Source organism: Pseudonocardia xinjiangensis, assembly GCF_012911925.1.
Taxonomy (GTDB): domain Bacteria; phylum Actinomycetota; class Actinomycetes; order Mycobacteriales; family Pseudonocardiaceae; genus Pseudonocardia; species Pseudonocardia xinjiangensis.
In genome coordinates, this window is sequence record NZ_JAAXKY010000156.1 from 1 (window position 1) to 16,612 (window position 16,612).

The following is a 16,612-nucleotide window of genomic DNA, read 5'->3' on the forward strand; positions in this document are numbered from 1 at the left end:
GGGCGGGGGCTTGGGGCAACCGTGCACGGCCACCACCGAACGCTCGGTCTCGTACACGGCGGGGGAGTGCGGGAACACCGACGCCGTGTGGCCCTCCTCGCCCATGCCGAGCATCAGCACGTCGAACGACGGGACCGGACCGTGGTCCTCCGGCCGGGCCGCGCGGGCCAGCACCTCGGCGTACTCCTGCGCGGCGGCCTCGGCGCCACTCGGGCCGCTGCCCGTGTCGGCACCCATCGGGAAGACCTTCGCCGGGTCGACCGGGATGTGGTCGAGCAGCGCGTCGCGGGCCTGCTTCTCGTTGCGTTCCGGGTCGTCGGGGGCCACGAACCGCTCGTCGCCCCAGTAGAACTCGACGCGGCTCCAGTCGACCGCGTCGCGTGCCACGCTGGCCCGGATCTGCCCCAGCACCGCGACACCGGTGGTGCCGCCGGTGAGCACGATCTTCGGGGTGTTGCCTGCCGCCTGCAGGTCGACCAGCCTGGTCACCAGCCGCGCCGCGGCGGCCGCGGCGAGCACGTTGGGGTGCGAGTGGACCGCGATGTCCGGGGTGGTCATCAGGAACCGGCCGTCACGGCGGGAATCTTGACCGGCGCCCGGCCCCGGGTGACCCGCCCGACCCCCGCGAGCGCGGCGCCGTAGATCTCGTCGGGATCGAGCCTGCGCAGCTCCTCGGCGAGGCAGTCCCGCACCTCGCGGCGCGCGAGGGCGACGAGCCGGTCAGGCTGGCCGGGCTGGCGCAGGCTCCCGATCTTCCCGTCCGGGCGGAGCAGCTCGACCGGACCGGACCGCCGGTCCAGCCGCACCGACACCAGGCCGGGGCCGGCCTCGGCGGGGGACCTCTTGACCCGCGCGTCGAGCCGGACCGCCAGCCAGCCGGCCAGCAGGTCGGTGGAGGGTGACACGGCCTCCCCCGCGACGGTGGCGCCGGTGACGTCCTCGTGCGGAGGCGCGTCGAGCGCGGTGGCGAGCAACGCGCGCCACGACGTGAGCCGCGTCCACGTGAGGTCGGTGTCGCCCGCCACGTGGTGGGCCCGCCGCTGCTCGAAGGCCTTGAGCGGGTTCTTGGACGACAGCGCGTCGGTGATCCGGCGCTGGGCGAGGCGCCCGACCGCGTCCTGCGACGGGATGGCCGGGGCCTCGCCCGGCCACCACGCCACGACCGGCGCGTCGGGGAGCAGGAGCGGCATCACCATGCCCGCGCCGGCTTCCTCGGATGCCAGCGGGCCGTAGCCGCGCAGCACGATGACCTCGCTGGCGCCCGCGTCACCGCCCACCCGGATCTGCGCGTCGAGCCGCGGCGCGGCCTTGCGCTGACCACGGGCGAGCACGATCACCCTGCAGGGGTGCTCGCGGCTCGCGGCGTTCGCGGCCTCGATGGCGCCCTCGATGGAGCTGCCGTCGTCGGTGAGTATCACGAGGGTGAGCACGCGGCCCAGCGCCAGCACGCCGTTGCTCTCGCGCAGCTCGACGAGCTTCTTGTTGACCGCCGAGGTGGTGCTCGACGGCAGGTCGACGATCATGTCCAGCTCCCGGGTACGGATCGTTCGGAGTTCACGGCCTGCGCCAGGTGCGCCCGGTGCGTGCCAGCATCGCGTTGGCCGACTCCGGGCCCCAGCTGCCCGCGGCATACGGGTCGGGCCCCTTGGCGTCGGCGGCCCAGTGCTCCATCACCGGGTCGAGGATCTCCCAGGACCGCTCGACCTCCTCGTTCACCGGGAAGAGGGACGGCTCGCCGAGCAGGACGTCGAGGATCAGCCGCTCGTAGGCCTCGGGGGAGGCCTCGGTGAACGCGGTGCCGTAGCCGAAGTCCATCGTGACGTCGCGGACCTCCATCTGGCTGCCCGGCACCTTCGACCCGAACCGCATCGTGACGCCCTCGTCGGGCTGCACGCGGATCACGAACGCGTTCTGCCCGAGCTCCTCGGTCATCGTCGCGTCGAAGGGCAGGTGAGGGGCGCGCTTGAAGATCACCGCGATCTCGGTGACGCGGCGCCCGAGCCGCTTGCCGGTACGCAGGTAGAACGGGACGCCCGCCCAGCGCCGGGTGTCGATCTCGCAGGTGATGGCCGCGTAGGTCTCGGTGTTGGAGTTCGGGTCGAAGCCCTCCTCCTCCTTGAGCCCCTTGACGAGCTCGCCGCCCTGCCAGCCGCCGGTGTACTGCCCGTGTGCGGTGGTCTCGTCGAGCGGGCCGACGAGCTTCGTGGCGTTGAGGACCTTGATCTTCTCGCTGCGCAGCTCGTCGGAGGAGAACGACGTCGGCTCCTCCATCGCGGTGAACGCGAGGAGCTGGAGGAGGTGGTTCTGGATGACGTCGCGGGCGGCTCCTATCCCGTCGTAGTAGCCGGCGCGGCCACCCAGGCCGATGTCCTCGGCCATCGTGATCTGCACGTGGTCGACGTAGTGGGCGTTCCAGACCGGCTCGAACAGCTGGTTGGCGAAGCGCATCGCCAGGATGTTCTGCACCGTCTCCTTGCCGAGGTAGTGGTCGATGCGGAACACCGAGTCCTCGGGGAAGACGTCGTTGACGATCTCGTTCAGCTCGATGGCCGACTTGAGGTCGTGCCCGAAGGGCTTCTCGATCACCACGCGCCGCCACTGGTCTCCGTCCTGGGCGGAGAGCCCGGAGCGGGACAGCTGCTTGAGCACCACAGGGAAGGCGCCCGGCGGGATCGACAGGTAGAAGGCGTGGTTGCCGCCCGTGCCGCGCACCCGGTCCAGGTCGCGGACGGTCTTCTCGAGCTGGTCGAAGGCGTCGTCGTCGTCGAAGCTGCCCGGGACGAACCGGAAGCCCTCGGAGAGCCGGTCCCAGACCGTCTGCCGGAAGGGCGTGCGGGCGTGCTCGCGTACCGCGTCGTAGACGATCTGGCCGAAGTCCTGCGTGTCCCAGTCACGGCGCGCGAAACCCGTGAGGGCGAAGCCCGGCGGAAGCAGACCGCGGTTGGCGAGGTCATAGATGGCGGGCATGAGCTTCTTGCGGGAGAGGTCGCCGGTGACCCCGAAGATCACCAGGCTGCACGGTCCGGCGATCCGCGGGAGCCGCTTGTCGCGCGGATCCCGGAGCGGGTTGGTCCACTGGCCGCCCCCGATCGTGCGGGTTCCCATCGGTGTCTCCCAGTTCTCGATGTTGGCAGTTCGGTATTCGGTGGTTCCGGGTGGAAGTGTCGGTGGAACGCGCCGTCGGCCGACGCCGGCTCACGCCGTGTGCCAGCCTGGTCTACAGCTGTTGCACCGCCCTGGCCAGTGTGACGAGGCCCGCCACCCGATCGGTGAAGTGCAGTCGCAGCACCGGCAGGCCCCGCTCGGCCAGCGCCTCGGCGTCGGCGCGGGCCTGCGCCTGCTGGAGCTCGGCGAGCTCCCCGGGCAGGTCGGGCTCCGCGTCGCCGGTGAGCTGGCAGACGACGGCGTCGGCGGGGCCGCCCTTGTCCCGCTGCCCGCCGCCCGGCAGGCAGCGGGGCGCCCAGCCGAAGGTGGTGGGGAGTCCGGTGCGGCGGGTGAGCTCGGGCCGCAGCACCGCGGCCGAGGCGTCGTCGAGCCGGTCGAGGTAGGCGTGGACGGTGAGGTGCGCACCCGCCTCCGCGGTGCCCACGAGGGCCCGCAGCGCCTCGGCGACGGTGCTGGTGCCCGTGGGCAGCCACGCCCCGGCGTGGACGTCGACGTCCCCGTCGGTGAAGTGGGCACCGGCGCCGGGGGTGCTGCCGCCGTTCTGCCCGGCCGGGCCGCGGTCGGAGTCGGGCCGGTCGGTCGGGTCGACGCCCATCAGATGCGCCGCCACGGCGGTGGCGTGCTGCCACAGCACCAGCTGGGCGGCGGGTGGTCCCACGGTGGTGACCGCGGCTCCGGGCACCTCGCCCAGGCCCGCGGTGAGGGTGCCGGGCCGGACCGACTCGGGGTCGGCCCACTCCGGGGCGTCGGGGCCCTCGACCACCACCGGCAGCGGCCCGCGCCCGTCCTTGCCCAGGCCACCCCCGAGGAGCTGGGCGGCCCACTCGGCGAGACCGGGCGCACCGTCCTCGGCGAGCGCCACGACCGGTGCGGCGGCGAGCAGTGCGCCGAGGGTCAGGCAGGGGTTGGCGGGGTCGTCGGCGGCCAGCGCGGCGCGGGCCGCGACGGCGTCGGCGAGCACCGCGCCGACGTCTGTGCCGGCGAGCCCGGCCGGAACCAGAGCGAACGCGGTGAGCGCCGCCCACAGCCCGTCCACGTCGGACGGGCCGAGCACGACGGTGGCTGCGCCGGCCTGCTCCTGCAGCGGGCCCCCGGGGGCGGTGACGACGACGGTGTGCTCGTCCGGGTCGAGCCCGTCGGCCCGGAACGCGCGGTGCACGGTGTCGCGCACCAGCTGCACCGGCGCCGGATCCTCTCCCGGCGGCACGGACACGACGAGCACCGTGGCCGCCAGGTCGCCGGCGAGTGCGTCGGCGACCTGGGCCGGGTCGGTGGTGTCGAGCACGATCAGCCGCGGGTCGGCGTCGGAGAGCGCCTCGGCGGCGACCCCGACCCCTCCCGCGGCGGCCAGCACGACCCGTACCTGCCCCGCGACCCGCAGCTGCTCGCGCAGCGCCTCGATCTGGCCCACCAGCGGCCGCGACGTCCGTGGCGCCACGACCCACCCCGGCCGCGCGGCACGGGGCCACAGCGTGGGGTCGCACTCGGCGATCCGGGACGCCACGGCGTCACCGACGAGCCGCTCGACCACGTCGGCCTGCGGCGAAACGGACGACAGCAGTCGTGCGGTCACGTGGTCAGCGTGCTCCTTCGAGCTGGTGGCCGACGGTCTCGCCGAGCTCGGTCCAGGACTTCTCGAACTTGTCGACGCCCTCGTTCTCCAGCGTCAGGAAGACGTCGGTGAGGTCGAGGCCCACGCGCTCGAGGTCGTCGAACACCTGCTGCGCCTCGCCTGCCGTGCCGCTCACGCGGTCGCCGTGGACCTCGGCGTGGTCGGCGACGGCGTCGAGCGTCTTCTCCGGCATCGTGTTGACCGTGCCGGCGACGGCGAGCTCGGTGACGTACATCGTGTCGGGGTAGTCGGGGTTCTTGACGCCCGTGGACGCCCAGAGCGGCCGCTGCACCCGTGCACCCTTCGCGGCGAGGGCTTCCCAGCGCTCGCCGGCGAACACCTTCTCGTACGCGGCGTAGGCGAGCCGGGAGTTGGCGATGCCGGCCTTGCCGCGCAGCGCCAGCGCCTCGTCGGTGCCGACGGCTTCCAGCCGCTTGTCGATCTCCGTGTCGACACGCGAGACGAAGAAGCTGGCCACCGACGCGATACCGGCGAGCTGGTGGCCGTTGGCGGCGGCCTGCTCCAGCCCGTCGAGGTAGGCGCCCATCACCGCGCGGTAGCGCTCCACCGAGAAGATGAGGGTGACGTTGATGCTGATGCCCTCGGCGAGCGCGCGGGTGATGGCCGGCAGCCCCGCCTCGGTGGCCGGGATCTTGACCAGCAGGTTGGGCCGGTCCACGGCCTTCCACAGGTCGCTCGCCTGCGCGACGGTGCCCTCGGTGTCGCGGGCCAGGCCGGGGTCGACCTCGAGGGAGACCCGGCCGTCGATGCCGCCGGTGGTCTCCCAGGTGCCGCTGAAGACGTCGCACGCCTGCTGGACGTCGGCCACGGTGATCTCGCGGATGGCGTCGGTGACCGAGGCGCCGCGGGCCGCGAGCTCGCGGACCTGCTGGTCGTAGGCCTCCCCGTTCGCCAGCGCGCTCGCGAAGATCGTGGGGTTGGTGGTGACACCGACGACGTGCTTGTCGGTGATGAGCTGCCGCAGGTTGCCGGTCTGCAGGCGTTCCCGCGACAGGTCGTCGAGCCAGATGGAGACGCCCACGTCAGCCAGGGCGCCGAGCCGATCGTTGCTCATGATGTTCTGCTCCTCAGGAGGTCTTCGCCAGGCTGCGTCGCGCGGCCGCGACGACGTTCTCGGTGGTGAAACCGAACTCTCGGAACAGTGTCTTGTAGTCGGCACTCGCCCCGTAGTGCTCGATGGAGACGATCTCGCCCGCGTCTCCGGTGAACCGGTACCAGGGTTGCGCAATTCCCGCCTCGACGCTGACCCGGGCCTTGACCGCGGCGGGCAGCACCGACTCGCGGTACTCATCGTCCTGCTCGGTGAACCAGTCGACGCACGGCATCGACACGACCCGGGTGGGCACGCCGTCGTCCTCGAGCACCCGGCGGGCCTCGACGGCGATCTGCAGCTCGGACCCGGTGGCCATGATGATCAGCTGCGGCTCGCCGGACGATGCCTCGGCCAGCACGTAGCCGCCGCGGGCGACACCCTCGTACGACGTGCCCTCCAGCACCGGCAGGTTCTGCCGGGTGAGTGCGAGGCCCTTCGGGCCCTCGGGCCGTTCGAGCGCGGCCCGCCACGCGTAGGCGGTCTCGTTGGCGTCGCCGGGCCGGAGGAACGCGAGGCCGGGGATCGCGCGCAGCGCCGCGTAGTGCTCGATGGGCTGGTGGGTCGGGCCGTCCTCGCCGAGACCGATCGAGTCGTGCGTCCACACGTAGATGACGCTCGACTTCATCAGCGCCGCCAGCCGGACGGCCGGGCGCATGTAGTCGCTGAACGTCAGGAACGTGCCGCCGTAGGGGCGGGTGGGGCCGTGCAGGGCGATGCCGTTGAGGATGGCGCCCATCGCGTGCTCGCGGACGCCGAAGTGCAGCGTGCGGCCGTAGGGGTGGGCGTTCCACATCTTCGTGGCGGAGGCCTCGGGGCCGAAGGAGTCGGCGCCCTCCATCGTGGTGTTGTTGCTCTCGGCGAGGTCGGCCGAGCCGCCCCACAGCTCGGGCAGCACGTCGGCGAGGGACTTGAGCACCTCTCCGGACGCCTTGCGCGTGGCCGGCCCGTTGGCGTCGGGCTCCCAGCTGGGCAGTGCCTTCTCCCAGCCCACCGGCAGGTCGCGCCCGAGCATGCGCTCCAGCAGCTCCTTGCGCTCGGGCTCCCGGGCGGCCCAGTCGTCGTACTTCGTGGTCCAGGCCTGGTGGGCCTCGCGGCCGCGGTCGATGACCTTGCGGGCGTGCGCGAGCACGTCGTCCTCGACCTGGAACGTCTGCGCGGGGTCGAAGCCGAGGATCTCCTTGACCTTGGCCACCTCCTCGTCGCCCAGCGCGGACCCGTGCGCCTTGCCGGTGTTCATCTTGGTGGGCGCGGGGAAGCCGATGATGGTGCGCAGCAGGATGAAGGACGGGCGCGTCGTCTCGGCCCTGGCGTTCTCCAGCGCGGCCTCGATGTCGGCGACGTTCTCCCCGCCCTCGACGACCTGCACGTGCCAGCCGTAGGCCTCGTAGCGCTTCGCGGTGTCCTCCGACAGCGCGATGGTGGTGTCGTCCTCGATGGAGATCTTGTTGTCGTCGTAGATCACCGTGAGGTTGCCCAGCTGCTGGCGCCCGGCGAGCGACGACGCCTCGGAGGTGATGCCCTCCTCGATGTCGCCGTCGGAGGCGATCACGTAGATCTGGTGGTCGAACGGGCTCTCGCCCTGCGCCGGCTCCGGGTCGAACAGACCGCGCTCGCGGCGGGCGGCGATGGCCATGCCCACGGCGGACGCGAGGCCCTGCCCCAGCGGTCCGGTGGTGATCTCCACGCCGACGGTGTGGCGGTGCTCGGGGTGACCAGGGGTCTTGGAGCCCCAGGTGCGCAGGGCCTTGAGGTCGTCGAGCTCCAGGCCGTAGCCGGCGAGGTAGAGCTGGATGTAGAGCGTGAGGCTGGAGTGGCCCGCCGAGAGCACGAAGCGGTCGCGGCCGATCCAGTCCGGATCGGTCGGGTCGTGCCGCATCACCCGCTGGAACAGCGTGTAGGCCAGCGGCGCGAGGCTCATCGCGGTGCCGGGGTGGCCGTTGCCCACCTTCTGCACCGCGTCGGCGGCGAGGACTCTGATGGTGTCGACGGTGCGCCGGTCCAGATCGCTCCAGTCGGCGGGCAGATGGGCTCGGGTGAGTGTCTCGATGTCGTTGTCGGCCACGGCACTTCCCTACGTATCGAAATGGGGGCGCAGGCGCGGTACGCCTCAGCGCATCAGGCTTGTGCGTCAGCCTACCGACGGCGCGGCGACTGGGGTGATCACTGTCATTACGGTGCCCGCTCGGTCTACCCGCGAGTGTGGCCCCGCATGCCCCCGGTTATCATCGACAGGCCGTAGAACTCGGTGTGTCCAATCGTCCCACCACGCGGATTGAGGTTGCCGGTGAGTGTGCCCGTGTCCCAGCAGGGGGCGTCGCAGGTGCCGCCTGTCCCGGGTCTCCGGGCCGCGTTGTACCGCGCCCGGGCCACGGTGCTGGCCTACCTCGGGCTCACGAAGACCCGCATCATCGAGCAGCTGCTCGTCGTCACCGTGCCGGCGATGTTCCTCGCCCAGCGCGGCATCCCGTCGGTGTGGCTGATCGTCGCCACGCTCGTCGGCGGAGCGGCTGCCGCGGCGAGCGCCCACGCGCTCAACTGCGTGGTCGACGCCGACATCGACGCGGTGATGAAGCGGACCGCTCGGCGCCCGCTCGCGAAGGGCCAGGTGCCCCCGCGCAACGCGCTGATCTTCGGGCTCGCGCTCGGGGCGCTCAGTGCGGTGTGGCTCGGGCTCACCACGAACTGGCTGGCCGCCGGGCTGTCGGTGGCCGCCATCGCGTTCTACGTGCTGGTCTACACCCTGCTGCTCAAGCGCCGCACGTCCCAGAACATCGTGTGGGGCGGCGCGGCGGGCTGCATGCCCGTGGTGATCGGATGGGCCGCGGTCACCGGGTCCGTGCAGTGGCCTGCGCTGGTGATGTTCGGTGTGATCTTCTTCTGGACCCCACCGCACTTCTGGGCACTCGCCATGCGCTACCGCGACGACTATGCGGCCGCCGGGGTGCCGATGCTCCCGGTGGTGGCCACACCGGTGCAGGTCTCGCGTCGCATCGTCGCGTACTCGTGGGTGATGGCGGCCTGGACGCTGCTGCTGCTGCCGGCCACGTCCTGGATCTACGCGGGTGTGGCGGTGCTCGGGGGTGCGTGGTTCGTCTACCGGGCCCACCGGCTCCACGCCGGGGTCGCCGCGGGGCGAGACGTGTCCCCGATGAAGCTCTTCCATCTGTCCAACATGTATCTGTGTGTGCTCTTCGCCGCAATCGCGGTGGATGCTGCCGTGGGTTTGCCGGTACTGCATTTCTGACCGATCAGGTCACCGAATCGGTGATCGATCTCTCGGTTTCGCATGGCCGGGAACCGCACGAGCGGCCGTAGCCTCTGGCACGAGGTCGTCGTGACATTCGACCTCTGTCGGGCGGTTCGCCCGTGGCCGCTGTCCCTGGAGGTAATCGGTGCCCGCGTCCCTGCACGTCCTCGTCGTCGGTGCCGGGGTGGCCGGTCTGTCCACGGCCATGCTCCTGGCACAGGACGGCCACCGCGTGACCGTCCTGGAACGTGACCCGGTGGCGCCCCCGGAGCCGGCGGTCGCGTGGGAGGAGTGGGACCGGCGCGGCATCGCGCAGTTCCACCTGCCGCACTTCGCACTCCCGCGGTTCCGGGATCTGCTGGAGACCGAGCTGCCCGCCGTCTCCGCCGCCCTCCTCGCCGGGGGTGCCGAGGAGTACGACCTCGTGGACGAGCTGCCGGAGTCGGTCACCGGGGGCCGCCGCGACGGCGACGACCGCTACGTCGCGCTCGCCGTGCGGCGCCCGGTGCTCGAGGCCGTCGTGGCCCGGTCCGCGGAGACGCAGTCGGGGGTGACGGTCCGCCGCGGCGTGGTCGTGCGGGGCGTGCTGACGGACACGCCGGACCGTACGGGCGTGCCTCGCGTCGTCGGGGTGGCCACCTCGGACGGCGAGCAGGTGCGCGCCGACCTGGTGGTCGACGCCGGCGGGCGGCGGTCCACGATGCCCGCGCTCCTCGACGTGTCGGGCGGCGTCGCGCCCGCCGAGGAGCGCGAGGACAGCGGATTCGTGTACTTCGCCCGCTTCTTCCGCGCCGACGGCCCGTTCCCCGCCCTGCAGGCCACGGTCAACCAGGCCTACAGCTCGGTGTCGATCCTGACCCTGCCGTCGGACCGCGGGACCTGGAGCGTCACGTTCGCGGCCAGTGCCCGGGACAAGGAGCTGCGTGTCCTGCGGGACGCCGACCGGTGGGACGCGGTGGCCCGGTGCTTCCCGGCGAACGCGGCGTGGCTCGATGCCGAACCGGTGGGCGACGTGCGGGTGATGGCCGGTATCGAGGACCGCATCCGGCACTACGTGGCCGGCGGGCGGCCGGTCGTCACCGGGGTGCTTCCCGTGGGCGACGCGTGGGCCTGCACCAACCCGTCGGTCGGACGCGGGATGTCGATGGCGCTGACGCATGCGGTCGTGCTGCGTGACGTGGTGCGGGCCGCGGACGGCGAGGGTCCCGCAGAGCTGTCCCGGCGCTGGGCCGAGGCGACGGCGGCGGTGCTCGAGCCGTGGTACCGCACCACCATCGGCAGCGACCGCCACCGCCTCGCCGAGATCGACGCCGATCGTTGCGGCGTGCCGTACGCGCCCGCGGACCGCGGGTGGACGACCTCCAAGGCTCTGGCCGCGGGCTCCCGCCGCGACCCCGACGTCCTGCGCGGGATGCTCGACATCGCCTCGATGCAGGCGCTGCCGCAGGAGGTGCTCGGCAGGCCGGGGATGGTCGAGCGCGTGCTGGCGGCCGGGGCAGGAGCACCGCAGTATGCGGTGCCCGGCCCCGACCGCCGTGAACTGCTGGCCGCCGCGGGGGTGACCGTTCCGGTGTAGCCCGCAGCGGTGCAGGCGCTAGGACGCCTTCGGGATCATCCCGTTCGGGTCGAGCACGTACTTGCGCGCCGCGCCCCGGTCGAACTCCTCGTAGCCGCGGGGCGCGTCGTCCAGCGGGATCACCGTCGCGTTGACCGCGTCGGCGATGTGGGCCTTGTCGTGCAGGATGCTCATCATCAGCTGGCGGTTGTACTTCATCACCGGGCACTGCCCGGTCGTGAAGGAGTGGCTCTTCGCCCAGCCGAGCCCCAGCCGCACCTTGAGCGTGCCCGTCTTCGCGTCCTCGTCCGGTGCACCGGGATCGCCGGTGACGTAGAGGCCGGGGATGCCGAGCTTGCCGCCCGCCCGCGTGATCGACATGATCGAGTTCAGCACGGTGGCCGGGGCTTCCCCCGCGTTCTTCCCGGGTGCGCTGGCCTCGAAGCCCACGGCGTCGACGGCGGAGTCCACCTCGGGTATGCCGAGGATCTCGGCGATCTGGTCCTCCAGCGAGGCGTCCTCCGTGATGTCCACCGTCTCGCAGCCGAACGAGCGCGCCTGCGCGAGCCGGTCGGCGTTGCGGTCACCGACGATGACGGCGGCCGCACCGAGCAGCTGCGCCGAGTACGCCGCGGCGAGCCCGACGGGTCCGGCACCCGCGACGTAGACCGTCGACCCGGTCGTCACGCCCGCGGTGTAGGCCCCGTGGTACCCGGTGGGGAAGATGTCCGACAGCATCGTGAGGTCGAGGACCTTCTCCAGCGCCTGCTCCCGGTCGGGAATCTTCAGCAGGTTGAAGTCGGCGAACGGCACCATGACGTACTGCGCCTGGCCGCCCTCCCAGCCGCCCATGTCGACGTACCCGTAGGCCGACCCGGCCCGGGCGGGGTTGACGTTCAGGCAGACGCCGGTCTGGCCCTCCTTGCAGTTGCGACAGCGCCCGCAGGCGATGTTGAACGGCACGGAGCAGATGTCACCGACTTCGAGGAACTGGACGTCGTCTCCCTTTTCGATGATCTCGCCCATGATCTCGTGGCCGAGTGTCTGACCGGGCGGGGCGGTGGTGCGCCCGCGGACCATGTGCTGGTCGGAACCGCAGATGTTCGTGGCGACATTGCGCAGGATCACGCCGTGTGGGGCTTTCTGCGTCAAGCCCTTCGCTTTCGCCACGTCGGCTGGGACCTCGAGCTTCGGTGGATCGTGGTCCTCGACCGAGACCACGCCGGGCTCCTTGTATACGACGATCTTGTTGCCACCCATTTCGTTTCCTCCTCGATTTCTCTTGGAGGCGTACTCGCGGGCGCCCGCCCGCGCAAGGGCAGCAGGCACCGTTGCGCTGAGCTTTCCCGGCCGTCGGACCACTTGGTGCATCGTCCACGTGCGAGAACGCGGCAGTCGGCGCAATGACGGCATCACCCGTTCGCGGATCCGGGTGATGCCGTCGTGGCGGCCGGTGTCAGGCCGGAGGGGTCAGCGCAGGAGGTCGGGCGTCTGCCAGTCCTTGCCCAGCACGTGGTGGTCCAGGAACGCGGTGACGGTTCGGTACCAGACGACGGCGTGCTGGGGGGAGAGCACCCAGTGGTTCTCCTGCGGGAAGTACAGGAACCGGTGCGGAAGATCGGCCGGGTCCCCGTCGTGCCGGGAGACCAGGTCCCACCACAGGCGCAGGCCCTCGCCGATCGGCACCCGGTAGTCCTTGTCGCCGTGGATCACGAGCATCGGGGTGACGATGGCGTCGACGTGGTGGTGCGGGCTGTTGTGCTCGGCCATCTCCGGCGTCATCTCGCGCACCCAGTAGAACGACGCGTCGGTGGTGGGCCCGAACTGGTCGAGCGCCCACAGGCTGGCGTGGGTGACGATCGCCCGGAACCGGTCGGTGTGTCCGGCGATCCAGTTCGCCATGTACCCGCCGAACGAGCCGCCCATGGCCGCCGTGCGGTCGCCGTCGATGTCGGGGCGGTCGACGGCGGCGTCGGTGATCGTCATGAGGTCCGTGTAGGGCTCCGCGCCCCACCGGCCCCAGCCGCGGGCGATGAAGTCGAGGCCGTACCCGGTGGACAGGGCAGGGTCCGGCAGGAGCACCGCGTAGCCACGGGCGGCCATCAGCCAGGGGTTCCAGCGCCACTGCCAGGCGTTCCAGCTGCCCAGCGGGCCGCCGTGCGCCCACAGCACCAGTGGCGCGGGAGAGCTGTCCGTGGTGCCGTCGGGCAGCACGAGCCAGGACCGCAGCGGGCTGCCGTCGGCGGCGGTGGCGTGCACCTCCGTGAGCGTGCCGGGGAGCACGGGGGACTGCACCGGCCCGGGCAGCGCCACGGGCTGCTGGTCCACGGCGGCCGCATCGAGCCGGACGGGCGCCGGCGGGTGGTCGACGGCGCTGCGCAGCGCGTAGATGTACCGGCCGTCCGGCGCCACCTGCAGGTCGGTGTAGGCGCCGTGGTCGCCGGTCAGGCGGGTGAGGGTGCCGTCCCCCAGGTCGATGCGGAAGACGGGGGAACGGCCGCCGTCGTCGGCGGTGACGACGAGCGCCGCGGCGTCAGGCGTCCAGCGCACGTCGGAGACCCAGCGGTCCCAGCCGGGGGCCACGTCGCGCGCCACCCCGCCGGCGAGCGGGAGCACGACGAGCCGGAAGTCGGCCGGCGAGGCGGGCGTGGAGAGCGACCCCCGCAGGCACGCCACCTGGGTGCCGTCGGGGCTGATCACCGGGTGGCCGAACTCGTGGCCTGCGTCGTCGGCCAGCACCCGCCGTTCCCCGGTGGCCACGTCGATCACCACCAGGATGCTGCGCAGCGACCCGCCGGGCTCGGCGAGCTGCCACGAGGTGACGACCGCTGTGCCGTCCGGGGTGATGTCGTGGCTCGTCTCGAGCAGGGCCGGGCCGGGTGCCGGGGTCAGGTCCTGCCAGTCGACGGACCCCTCCCCCTGCAGCGCGCCGGGCGCCCCGACGAGCAGCCGGGGCTCGTCCGGGCCGAGGTCGTGGTCCCAGTGCCGCACCGGGTAGCCGGCGTGCAGGATCGCGTCGACCTTCTTCTCGCGCCGTTCCTTGCGTCGCTTCTCGTCGTCGTCGGCGGTCACGGCGGACGGCAGCGTCATCGAGGTGACGGCGACCGTGCCGGCCTCCCGGGCGACCACGGGAGCACCGATGCCGCCGGGCCGGGTGCCGACCACGTGCGCCTCGCCGTTCGCCGGCAGTCGCCACAGCGCCTGCGGTGCGTCGGCGGGCTGCTCCGTCGCGTCGGGGTCCGGCCGCGCCGAGGTGAACAGCAGGTCGCCGTCGGGGGTGAAGACGGGGGAGGACTCGCCGGTCGGGCCGCGGGTGAGCCGGCGCGCGGGCCGCTCTCCCGTGGGGTCGACCTCCCACAGCGCCGGGCGGTACCGGTTCTTCTCCGGGACGAGGGCCGCCACCGTGGTGACGAGGCGGGTGCCGTCGGCGGACAGCGCGAGCCCGCTGAGGCGGGGGAGTGCCACGTAGTCCTGGAGATCGTGAAAGGCCGTGTTCGGTGTCTGCGGGGTCTCCGTCACCATCGATGTCTAGCACGGCTTCCGGTGATCACACCCCCGCCCGATAGTCTCCGGCTCCGCATCGACGGAGAGGCGCCGAATGGATCGACGACCCCCGCTGCCGCGGCGGAACCGGTTCGGCGTGGTGGGTGTGGTGGCGCTCGCCCTCCTGGCCGGCTGCACAGGCGTCCCGGGCCAGATCTGGCCGTCGGCGGAGGACCCGTTGACGATCTACTCGGGACGCAGCGAGGAGCTCGTCGCCCCGCTGCTCCCACGGCTGGAGGCCGCGGTCGGCGGTGACGTGACGGTCCGCTACGGCAGCACCGACGAGCTGGCCGCGCAGCTGCTGCAGGAGGGCGTCAGCTCGCCTGCCGACGTGTTCTTCGGCCAGGACGCCGGCGCGCTGGGCAGCCTCGGAGGGGCCGGGCTCCTCGCGCCGCTCCCGGCGGACGTCGTGGAGCCGGTGCCGGCGCGCTACCGAGCCGCCGACGCCACGTGGGTGGCCGTCACGGCCCGCGCCAGGGTTGTGGCCTACAACCCGGACCTGGTCCCGGAGCCGGACCTGCCCAGCGGCCTGGACGACCTGCTCGCCCCGCGGTGGACGGGGCGGCTGGGCTACGCGCCGGCCAACGCCTCGTGGCTCTCCTTCGTCACCGGCCTGCGGCTCGTCCGGGGCGAGGAGGGCGCCCGCCGGTGGCTCACCGCGTTCGCCGCGCAGCGTCCCCAGCGCTTCGACGGCAACGGCGCGATCCTGGACGCCGTGGCGGCGGGCACGATCGACGCGGGCCTGGTGAACCACTACTACCTGTTCCGGAAGACCGCGGACCTTGACCCCGCCGGCTACCCCGTGCGCAACCACTACGTCGCGGACGACCCGCTCGGGCTGGTGAACGTGGCGGCGGCGGGCGTGGTCGCATCGAGCGACCAGCCGGAGGCGGCCCGGCGGGCGGTCGCGTTCCTGCTGTCCCGGCAGGCCCAGCAGTACTTCGTGGACGCGACCGGCGAGTACCCGGTCCGGGACGGGGTGACCCCGACCCGGCCCTTCGACCTCGGGCCACTGGCTGCGCTCTCCCCGCCGGACGTGGACCTCGCCGATCTCGGCTCGCTGGACCGCAGCGAGGCCGTGCTGCAGGAGGTCGGGCTGCTCTGACCTCTCTGACCGCGAGGACGGGCGGCGCCCCCGGCCGCGTCATGGACACATGTCGCGGCGGCAGGCCGCCCTGGAACAGCGACACGGGACCACATCGCTGTCACCGCGGCCGCCCGCAGCAGGAAACGGGCGACTCGCGCGCGTGGAGCGGGCGACTCGCGGACACGGAACGGGCGACTCGCGGACACGGAACGGGCGACTCGCGGGCACGGAATGGGCAACTCGCGGGCGTGTAACGGGCGACTCGCGGGCGTGAAGCAGGCGGTCAGGGGAGCAGGAGCAGCTTCCCCGTGGTCCGCCGGGCCTGCAGGTCCTCGTGGGCGGTGGCGGCGTCGGCGAGCGGGTAGCGATGCCCGATCCGGACGTCGAGGGTGCCGTCGGCGACGGCGGCCAGTACGGCGCCAGCACGGGCCGTCAGCTCCTCGCGGGTGGCGACGTAGTCGAAGAGCTTGGGCCGGGTGAGGAACAGCGAGCCGGCGCTGTTGAGCCGCTGGGGGTCCACGGGTGGCACGGGACCGCTGGAGCCGCCGAAGAGCACCAGCATCCCGCGGCGGCGCAGGCTCGCCAGGCTCGCGTCGAACGTGGTGCGCCCGACGCTGTCGTACGCGGCGACGACGCCCGTGCCGCCGGTCAGTGCTCTGACCTCGGCGGCGAGGTCGTCGACCTCGGTGTACCGGATCACCTCGGCCGCCCCGGCCCCGCGGGCGAGCTCCTCCTTCTCGGCCGTGGACACGGTGGCGATGACGCGGGCGCCGCGGGCCGCCGCGAACTGGGTGAGCAGGAGCCCCACCCCGCCTGCCGCGGCGTGCACCAGCACGTCCTCGCCGGGCTGTACGGGATGGGTGTCGTGGACGAGGAAGTGGGCTGTCATCCCCTGCAGCAGCACGGCGGCCGCCACGTCGTCGGGCACGTCGTCGGGCACAGCCACGGCCTTCTCCGCCGCCACGGTGACCCGCTCGGCGTAGCTGCCGAGCGCCTCGGACCACGCCACGCGGTCGCCGACGGCGAACCCGGTGACTCCGTCGCCGAGCGCCAGCACCCGCCCGGCGCCTTCCAGCCCCGGCACGTACGGCATCGGCATCGGGTAGGTGCCGCCCCGCTGGTAGATGTCGATGAAGTTGACCCCGGCGGCAGCGACGTCGACGAGGAGCTCGTCCGGACCCGGCTCGGGATCGGGCAGCTCGGCCGGGGTCAGGACCTCCGGGCCGCCGGCGCTGCTGATCTGGATGGCGTGCATCGGTCGATCATGCCTCGCGCGCGGGCAGTGGTGC

The 16,612-nt window shown here is 72.6% G+C and carries 12 protein-coding genes; 3 read left to right on the forward strand and 9 right to left on the reverse strand.

Annotated features, from left to right (window positions below; translation table 11 throughout):
- From pgl to tkt, 6 genes are all read right to left on the reverse strand, one after another.
- Positions 1-558 (reverse strand): 6-phosphogluconolactonase (gene pgl / locus HF577_RS31280; protein WP_169399601.1); only part of this gene is annotated, 558 nt, incomplete at its 3' end.
- On the reverse strand, positions 558-1,523 hold the full coding sequence (gene opcA, locus HF577_RS31285) for a glucose-6-phosphate dehydrogenase assembly protein OpcA (RefSeq protein ID WP_169399602.1): 966 nt from the start codon (positions 1,521-1,523) through the stop codon (positions 558-560). The genes pgl and opcA, both read right to left, overlap by 1 nt.
- Positions 1,524-1,554: 31 nt before the next feature.
- Entirely contained in the window at positions 1,555-3,105 is a 1,551-nt protein-coding gene (gene zwf / locus HF577_RS31290; protein WP_169399603.1) for a glucose-6-phosphate dehydrogenase, read from the reverse strand.
- Positions 3,106-3,217: 112 nt separating this feature from the next.
- Positions 3,218-4,738 carry a glucose-6-phosphate isomerase gene (locus HF577_RS31295; RefSeq protein WP_169399604.1) on the reverse strand — a complete coding sequence of 507 codons (1,521 nt, stop codon included), beginning with the start codon at positions 4,736-4,738 and terminating at the stop codon, positions 3,218-3,220.
- A gap of 4 nt (positions 4,739-4,742) precedes the next feature.
- On the reverse strand, positions 4,743-5,852 hold the full coding sequence (gene tal / locus HF577_RS31300) for a transaldolase (RefSeq protein ID WP_169399605.1): 1,110 nt from the start codon (positions 5,850-5,852) through the stop codon (positions 4,743-4,745).
- A 13-nt stretch (positions 5,853-5,865) separates the two neighbouring features.
- Entirely contained in the window at positions 5,866-7,953 is a 2,088-nt protein-coding gene (gene tkt, locus HF577_RS31305) for a transketolase (RefSeq protein WP_169399606.1), read from the reverse strand.
- A gap of 258 nt (positions 7,954-8,211) precedes the next feature.
- Here tkt and HF577_RS31310 point away from each other — a divergent pair, with 258 nt between their 5' ends.
- Together HF577_RS31310 and HF577_RS31315 are read left to right on the forward strand one after the other, a co-directional pair.
- A complete protein-coding gene (locus tag HF577_RS31310) occupies positions 8,212-9,135 on the forward strand; it encodes a heme o synthase (protein ID WP_312859504.1) in 924 nt (307 codons plus the stop codon).
- Between the two features lie 148 nt (positions 9,136-9,283).
- Complete coding sequence (locus HF577_RS31315) at positions 9,284-10,714, forward strand: FAD-dependent oxidoreductase (protein ID WP_211175114.1); 1,431 nt, start codon at positions 9,284-9,286, stop codon at positions 10,712-10,714.
- Between the two features lie 18 nt (positions 10,715-10,732).
- On the opposite strand, the gene fdhA is transcribed toward HF577_RS31315, so the two are convergent.
- The gene (fdhA, locus tag HF577_RS31320; protein WP_169399608.1) at positions 10,733-11,953 is read right to left on the reverse strand and encodes a formaldehyde dehydrogenase, glutathione-independent; all 1,221 of its coding nucleotides are present in this window, start codon (positions 11,951-11,953) and stop codon (positions 10,733-10,735) included.
- A gap of 210 nt (positions 11,954-12,163) precedes the next feature.
- Complete coding sequence (locus tag HF577_RS31325) at positions 12,164-14,215, reverse strand: S9 family peptidase (RefSeq protein WP_169399609.1); 2,052 nt, start codon at positions 14,213-14,215, stop codon at positions 12,164-12,166.
- Between the two features lie 76 nt (positions 14,216-14,291).
- Between HF577_RS31325 and HF577_RS31330 the strand changes: the two genes are divergently transcribed.
- Complete coding sequence (locus HF577_RS31330) at positions 14,292-15,341, forward strand: extracellular solute-binding protein (RefSeq protein ID WP_211175115.1); 1,050 nt, start codon at positions 14,292-14,294, stop codon at positions 15,339-15,341.
- A gap of 265 nt (positions 15,342-15,606) precedes the next feature.
- Here the strand turns inward: HF577_RS31330 and HF577_RS31335 are convergent, their stop codons facing one another.
- Complete coding sequence (locus HF577_RS31335) at positions 15,607-16,578, reverse strand: quinone oxidoreductase family protein (protein WP_169399610.1); 972 nt, start codon at positions 16,576-16,578, stop codon at positions 15,607-15,609.
- Positions 16,579-16,612 lie beyond the last annotated feature (34 nt).